The 7,068-nt window shown below is 71.6% G+C and carries 4 protein-coding genes and 1 pseudogene; 2 read left to right on the top strand and 3 right to left on the bottom strand.

Features of this window, described 5'->3' with window-relative positions; all coding sequences use genetic code 11:
• Nucleotides 1-39: 39 nt before the first annotated feature.
• Genes PLP61_RS13240 through PLP61_RS13230 form a run of 3 tightly spaced genes read right to left on the bottom strand, consistent with a single transcriptional unit; the run spans nt 40 to nt 3,513 of the window.
• On the bottom strand, nt 40-783 hold the full coding sequence (locus PLP61_RS13240; RefSeq protein ID WP_324503206.1) for a succinate dehydrogenase/fumarate reductase iron-sulfur subunit: 744 nt from the start codon (nt 781-783) through the stop codon (nt 40-42).
• 8 nt (nt 784-791) lie between these two features.
• Complete coding sequence (locus PLP61_RS13235; protein WP_324503205.1) at nt 792-2,801, bottom strand: fumarate reductase/succinate dehydrogenase flavoprotein subunit; 2,010 nt, start codon at nt 2,799-2,801, stop codon at nt 792-794.
• Between the two features lie 10 nt (nt 2,802-2,811).
• On the bottom strand, nt 2,812-3,513 hold the full coding sequence (locus PLP61_RS13230) for a succinate dehydrogenase cytochrome b subunit (protein WP_324503204.1): 702 nt from the start codon (nt 3,511-3,513) through the stop codon (nt 2,812-2,814).
• A gap of 122 nt (nt 3,514-3,635) precedes the next feature.
• Here PLP61_RS13230 and PLP61_RS13225 point away from each other — a divergent pair, with 122 nt between their 5' ends.
• On the top strand, nt 3,636-5,438 hold the full coding sequence (locus tag PLP61_RS13225) for a methylmalonyl-CoA mutase family protein (RefSeq protein WP_324503203.1): 1,803 nt from the start codon (nt 3,636-3,638) through the stop codon (nt 5,436-5,438).
• Nucleotides 5,435-7,068 (top strand): annotated as a pseudogene (gene scpA / locus PLP61_RS13220) (methylmalonyl-CoA mutase); the annotation flags it as partial. The gene PLP61_RS13225 and the pseudogene scpA, both read left to right, overlap by 4 nt.

Here is a 7,068-nt window from a genome sequence, read left to right as displayed (position 1 = left end):
GGGAAAACAGCGACGGGTCAGCGGGAAAACAGCGACGGGTCAGTGGCCGTGCCGCAGGGCGGTGCGGAAGTCCCGGTTCATCTCGGAGATGACGTCCAGCGGGATCTCCTTGGGGCAGGCGGCCGCGCACTCCCCGATGTTGGTGCAGCCGCCGAACCCCTCGTGGTCGTGCTGGGCGACCATCGAGGCCGCCCGGGACTCACGCTCGGGCTGGCCCTGGGGCAGCAGCCCGAGGTGGGTGATCTTGGCGCCCATGAAGAGCGAGGCCGAGCCGTTCGGGCAGGCGGCCACGCAGGCGCCGCAGCCGATGCACGTCGCCACGCTGAACGCCCGGTCCGCCTTGTCCTTGGCCACCGGTGCGGCGTGGGCGTCCGGGGCGGAACCGGTGTTGACCGAGATGAAGCCGCCGCTCTGGATGAGCCGGTCGAACGCGCTCCGGTCCACGCAGAGGTCCTTGAGCACCGGGAAGGGGTCGGCGCGCCACGGCTCGATGGTGATGGTGTCCCCGTCGGTGAACGAGCGCATGTGCAGCTGGCAGGTCGTGGTCACCTCCGGGCCGTGGGCCTGCCCGTTGATCATCAGCCCGCACATGCCGCAGATGCCCTCGCGGCAGTCGGAGTCGAAGGCGATCGGCTCCTCGCCCTGCTCGTTGAGCTGCTCGTTCAGCATGTCGAGCATCTCCAGGAACGACATGTCGGGGGAGACGTCGCCGACCTGGTAGGTGTGCATCTCGCCCGTGGCGGAGGCGTTCGCCTGGCGCCAGATCTTGAGGGTCAGCTTCATCGTCTGGCTCACTTGTAGCTCCGCTGCTTCATCTCGATGGCCGTGTAGATCAGGTCTTCCTTGTGCAGGACCGGCTCTCCGCCGTCACCGCCGAACTCCCAGGCCGCCACGTAGGCGAACTCGCCGTCCTGGCGCAGCGCCTCCCCGTCCTCGGTCTGGGACTCCGCGCGGAAGTGACCGCCGCAGGACTCGCGCCGGTTGAGGGCGTCGATGCACATCAGCTCGCCGAGCTCGAGGAAGTCGGCCACCCGGCCGGCCTTCTCGAGCGACTGGTTGAGCGTGTCGGCGGTGCCGAGCACCTTGAGGTTGGACCAGAAGTCCGCCCGCAGCTCGCGGATGAGGTCGATCGCCTTGCGCAGCCCCGCCTCGGTGCGCTCCATCCCGCAGTACTCCCACATGATGTGGCCGAGCTCCTTGTGGTAGCTGTCCGCGGAGCGCTGCCCCTGGATGGAGAGGAAGGTGGCGATCCGCCTCTCGACGTTCTCCCGGGCCTCGACCACCGCGGGGTGGTCCTCGGTGACGGCCGGGAAGGGCCCGTCGGCGAGGTAGTCGCGGATGGTGTTGGGCAGCACGAAGTAGCCGTCGGCCAGGCCCTGCATCAGCGCCGACGCGCCCAGCCGGTTGGCGCCGTGGTCGGAGAAGTTCGCCTCGCCGGTCACGAACAGACCCGGGAGGTTCGACTGCAGGTCGTAGTCGACCCACAGACCGCCCATCACGTAGTGCACCGCGGGGTAGATCCGCATCGGCGTCTCGTACGGGTTCTCCCCGGTGATCTGGGCGTACATGTCGAACAGGTTGCCGTACCGCTCCTCCACCGCGGCCCGGCCCAGCCGGGCGATGGCGTCGGCGAAGTCGAGGTAGACCCCGCGGCGGAAGTCACCGACCATCGGGCCGACCCCGCGGCCCTCGTCGCACACGTTCTTGGCCTGCCGGGAGGCGATGTCGCGGGGCACCAGGTTCCCGAAGCTCGGGTAGATCCGCTCGAGGTAGTAGTCGCGGTCCTCCTCGGGGATCTGCCGCGGGTCCTTGTCGCAGTCCTCGCGCCGCTTGGGGACCCAGATCCGCCCGTCGTTGCGCAGCGACTCCGACATCAAGGTGAGCTTGGACTGGTGCTCCCCGGAGACCGGGATGCAGGTCGGGTGGATCTGGGTGTAGCACGGGTTCGCCATGTAGGCGCCCTTGCGGTGCGCCCGCCAGGTCGCCGTCACGTTGCTGCCCATCGCGTTGGTGGACAGGAAGAAGACGTTGCCGTACCCGCCGCTCGCGAGGACGACGACGTCGGCGAGGTGGGTCTCGATCTCGCCGGTGACCATGTCCCGGGCGATGATGCCCCGCGCCCGGCCGTCGACGATGACCAGCTCCAGCATCTCGTGCCGGGTGTACTGGGTGACCGTGCCGGCGGCCACCTGACGCTCCATCGCCTGGTACGCACCGATCAGCAGCTGCTGGCCGGTCTGGCCGCGGGCGTAGAAGGTGCGGGAGACCTGGACCCCGCCGAAGGAGCGGTTGTCCAGCAGGCCGCCGTACTCGCGGGCGAACGGGACGCCCTGGGCCACGCACTGGTCGATGATGTTCGCGCTGACCTCGGCCAGCCGGTAGACGTTGGACTCCCGGGCCCGGTAGTCGCCGCCCTTGACGGTGTCGTAGAACAGGCGGTGGACCGAGTCGCCGTCCTCCTTGTAGTTCTTCGCGGCGTTGATGCCGCCCTGGGCGGCGATCGAGTGCGCCCGGCGGGGGGAGTCCTGGTAGCAGAACGACTTCACGTTGTACCCGGCCTCGCCGAGCGTGGCGGCGGCCGCGCCGCCGGCCAGCCCGGTGCCGACGATGATCACCGACAGCTTGCGGCGGTTCGCGGGGTTGACCAGCCGGGCCTCGAACGTGCGGGTGGACCAGCGCTCGCTGACCGGCCCCCCCGGGGCCTTCGTGTCGACCAGCGGGTCGCCGAGGGTGTAGTAGCCACGGGCGTCGTCGGAGACCTGGACGGGAGCCTTGCTCGCGGTCGTGGGAGTGGATGCCATGTGTCTGCCCTTACTTCGAGATCACGCCGGCGAGGACGAAGATCGGCACGAGGGAGAAGCCGCCCGCGATGACGACCGCGAGCACCACTCCGAGACCCTTCGCCCGGGCCCGGGAGGACGCCGAGTTGGTCAGTCCCAGGGTCTGGCAGGCGCTCCACGTGCCGTGGTGGAGGTGCAGTCCCAGCGCAAGCATCGCGACCAGGTACAGGATCGTCATCCACCAGGCGCTGAAGGTGTCGACCACCAGGTTGTACGGGTCGTCGGTCGCGCCGCCGCTGACGTTCACCTTGCCGATGGTGAAGTTGAGCAGGTGCCACACCAGGAACAGCAGGATGGTCAGGCCGCCCCAGCGCATCCAGCGCGAGGACAGGGCCGAGGCGGGCTTGCGCCTGGCGACGTACCGCACGCTGCGCGCCCCGTTCGCCCGGGCCCACAGGGTCAGTGCGGAGTAGACGTGCACCACCAGCGCGACGACCAGCACCACGCGCAGGATCCACAGCAGGCCGTTCTCGGGGAGGATCGGCTCCCCGAAGACCCGCAGGTGGTGCGCGTAGGCGTTGTAGGCGTCATGGCCGGCGAACATCTTGAGGTTGCCGTACATGTGCATCAGCACGAAGAGGATGAAGATGACGCCGCTGACGGCCATCACCAGCTTCAGGGCGATCGTCGAGCGCGAGGACCGCGCTCCCTGCACAAGGGTCGTCGTTGCCACGCAGGCCACGGTACCGAATTCAACGGTCTGCGGCTCCTGCGGGTAGGTGTGAGATGGGCCCCGCCCGGTGGGCGCACCGGCGGCGCGCCGGCCGTCCCGCGACGAGGGCTATCCTGCCAACCATGACCGTCGCTTCCCCCGGAGAGCAGTCGGGGCACCTCGCGCTGCAGTCCGACGCCGACCGCCACGACGTCACCGAGTGGGAACGGGCGGCCGCGGCCGTGCTGCGCAAGGCGCACCGGCTCGGCGAGAGCGACCCCGACGCGCTGGCCTGGAAGAAGCTGGGCCGCACCACCCTGGACGGCATCGAGGTGCCCCCGCTCGGCGTGCCCCGGATGCTCGCGGAGCTCACCACCGCGGGCCGCCCCTCGCGCTCGGGGGACTGGGACGTCCGGGTGCGGGTCACCGGTGCCGACGGGAGCGAGGCGGCGCTGGCCGACCTCGGCAGCGGGGCGACCTCGCTGTGGCTGGCCCTCGAGGAGGGCACGGACCCGGCCGGGCTGCTCGACGGCGTCCCACTGGACCGGACCCCGGTGGTGCTCGACGTGGCCGGCGACCCGCTACCCGCGGCCCGAGCCCTGGCCGCGCTGGTCGACCGGCTGGGGGTCGTGCCCGCCGCCGGCACCAACCTGGGTGGCGACCCCCTCGGTGCGGCCGTGCGCGGACGCGCGGGGGCCGACGTGGAGGTGCTGCCCACGCTGGCCGAGCTGGCCCGCGCGGCGGGGGTCCGGGCGGCCGTGGTGGATGCCACCGCGGTGCACGACCTCGGGGCGTCGGACGCCCAGGAGCTGGGCTACTCGATGGCGGTGGGCGCCGAGTACCTGCGCATTCTGGCCGCCGCCGGGATGCCGGTCGCCGAGGCGGCGGGGCTGCTGGAGTTCCGGTACGCCGCCACCGACGAGCAGTTCCTCACGATCGCGAAGCTGCGCGCGGCCCGACGGCTGTGGGCCCGGGTGCTGGAGCTGAGCGGGGTCGGCGAGCGCGGCCAGCGACAGCACGCCGTGACCAGCCGCCCCATGATGAGCAAGTACGACCCCTACGTGAACATGCTGCGGACGACCGTCGCGGCCTTCGCCGCCGGGGTCGGCGGTGCCGACGCGGTCACGGTGCTGCCCTTCGACACCCCGCTCGGCCGGCCGGACGCCTTCGGCCGCCGGATCGCCAAGAACACCAGCGCGCTGCTGCTGGCCGAGTCCCACGTGGGCGCCGTCGCCGACCCTGCCGGCGGCTCGTTCTCGGTCGAGCGGCTCACCGACGACCTCGCCCGCGCCGGGTGGGCGGAGCTGGGCCGGGTCGAGGAGGCCGGCGGGGTCCGCGCCGCGCTCGCCGACGGGTCGCTGCGCGGCCGGGTCGAGGAGGTGGTGGCCGTCCGGGAGCGTGAGGTCGCCACCCGGCGCCGGCCGCTCACCGGGCTCAGCGAGTTCCCCGACCTGGGCGAGGAGCTGCCGGTGCGGGAGCCCGCCGGTGGAGGCGACGAGGTACGCCGGTACGGCGCGTCCTTCGAGGCGCTGCGCGACGATCCCGTCGAGCAGCGGGTCTTCCTCGCCACCATGGGCAGCGTCGCCAAGCACACCGCCCGGGCCACGTTCGCGACCAACCTGCTGGCCGCCGGCGGCATCGCCGTCGACGTGGCGGGCGCGACCAAGGGCGTGGACGGGGTGCTGGCCGCCTACGCCGGCCAGCCGGTGGTCTGCCTGGCCGGCACGGACCCGGCGTACGCCGAGTGGGGCGCCCCTCTGGTCGCCGCCCTGCGCGGGGCCGGTGCCCGGCGGGTCGTGCTGGCCGGCAAGCCCGGACCGACCACCGTGGAGGGCGTCGACGACTCCTGCGCGCTCGGCCTGGACGCCCTCGCCTTCCTCACCCGCACCCGGCAGGCCCTGCGCAGCCATCGAACCGAGCGTCTCGAAGGGGAGGCCCAAGCATGACCGTCCCGAAGAGCTTCGCCGGCCTCCCCCTCAGCGACGCCCCCGGCCACTCCTCCCTCCCGGGCGCGCCGGAGGTGACCGGGTCCGCCCCCTGGATGAGTCCCGAGGGCATCGAGATCCTGCCCGTCTACGGTCCCGAGCACCTCGCGGGCCTGGACGCCCTGGACACCTACCCGGGGCTCACCCCGTTCCTGCGCGGTCCGTACCCGACGATGTACACCACACGGCCCTGGACGATCCGGCAGTACGCCGGGTTCTCGACCGCCGAGGAGTCCAACGCGTTCTACCGGCGCAACCTGGCGGCCGGGCAGAAGGGCCTCAGCGTGGCCTTCGACCTGGCCACCCACCGCGGCTACGACTCCGACCACCCTCGGGTGCGCGGCGACGTGGGCATGGCCGGGGTCGCCATCGACTCCATCTACGACGCGCGGACCCTGTTCGAGGGCATCCCGCTGGACAAGATGAGCGTCTCGATGACCATGAACGGCGCCGTGCTGCCGGTGATGGCGCTCTACATCGTCGCCGCCGAGGAGCAGGGGGTGAAGCCCTCGGCGCTGGCGGGGACCATCCAGAACGACATCCTCAAGGAGTTCATGGTCCGCAACACCTACATCTACCCGCCGGCGCCGTCGATGCGGATCATCTCCGACATCTTCGCGTACGCCTCGCAGAACATGCCGCGGTTCAACTCCATCTCGATCTCGGGCTACCACATGCAGGAGGCCGGGGCGACCGCCGACCTGGAGCTGGCCTACACCCTTGCGGACGGGGTGGAGTACCTCCGGGCCGGGCTGGGCGCCGGGCTGGACGTCGACTCCTTCGCCCCGCGGCTGAGCTTCTTCTGGGCGATCGGGATGAACTTCTTCATGGAGGTCGCCAAGCTCCGGGCCGCCCGGGCGCTGTGGGCGAGGCTGGTGCGCCAGTTCGACCCCAAGAACCCCAAGTCGCTCTCGCTGCGCACCCACAGCCAGACCAGCGGCTGGTCGCTGACCGCCCAGGACGTGTTCAACAACGTCGGACGCACCTGCATCGAGGCGATGGCCGCCACCCAGGGGCACACCCAGTCGCTGCACACCAACGCGCTGGACGAGGCGATCGCGCTGCCCACGGACTTCTCCGCACGCATCGCCCGCAACACCCAGCTGCTGCTCCAGCAGGAGTCCGGGACGACCGAGATCATCGACGCCTGGGCGGGCAGCTACTACGTGGAGCGGCTCACCCACGACCTGGCCGAGCGGGCCTGGGCGCACATCTCCGAGGCCGAGCAGGCCGGCGGCATGGCGAAGGCCATCGAGCAGGGCATCCCCAAGATGCGCATCGAGGAGGCGGCCGCCCGCACCCAGGCCCGCATCGACTCCGGGGCGCAGCAGGTGGTCGGCGTCAACACCTACCGCGTGGCCGACGAGGAGCCGCTGGAGGTGCTCAAGGTCGACAACGACGAGGTCTACCGCCAGCAGATCGCCAAGCTGGAGCGGCTGCGCGCCGAGCGCGACGGCGACGCCGTACGCCGCGCGCTGGACGCGCTGAGCGCCGCGGCCGCCGCCGGCCCCTCCGGCTAGGGCCTGCCGCTGGGCCTGCTGGCGCTCGCGGTCGACGCAGCCCGGGCGAAGGCCGGCGGGGGGGCGATCTG

Source organism: Nocardioides sp. (genome assembly GCF_035429765.1).
Lineage (GTDB): Bacteria > Actinomycetota > Actinomycetes > Propionibacteriales > Nocardioidaceae > Nocardioides.
The sequence above is the reverse complement of the archived record's forward strand: the minus strand, read 5'-3'. Positions and strand labels throughout refer to the sequence as shown.

Excerpts from the sequence above, each read along its gene's own strand:
- PLP61_RS13225 (WP_324503203.1), top strand. The coding sequence starts at position 3,636 with ATGACCGTCGCTTCCCCCGGAGAGCAGTCGGGGCACCTCGCGCTGCAG.
- PLP61_RS13240 (WP_324503206.1), bottom strand. The coding sequence starts at position 783 with ATGAAGCTGACCCTCAAGATCTGGCGCCAGGCGAACGCCTCCGCCACG.
- PLP61_RS13235 (WP_324503205.1), bottom strand. The coding sequence starts at position 2,801 with ATGGCATCCACTCCCACGACCGCGAGCAAGGCTCCCGTCCAGGTCTCC.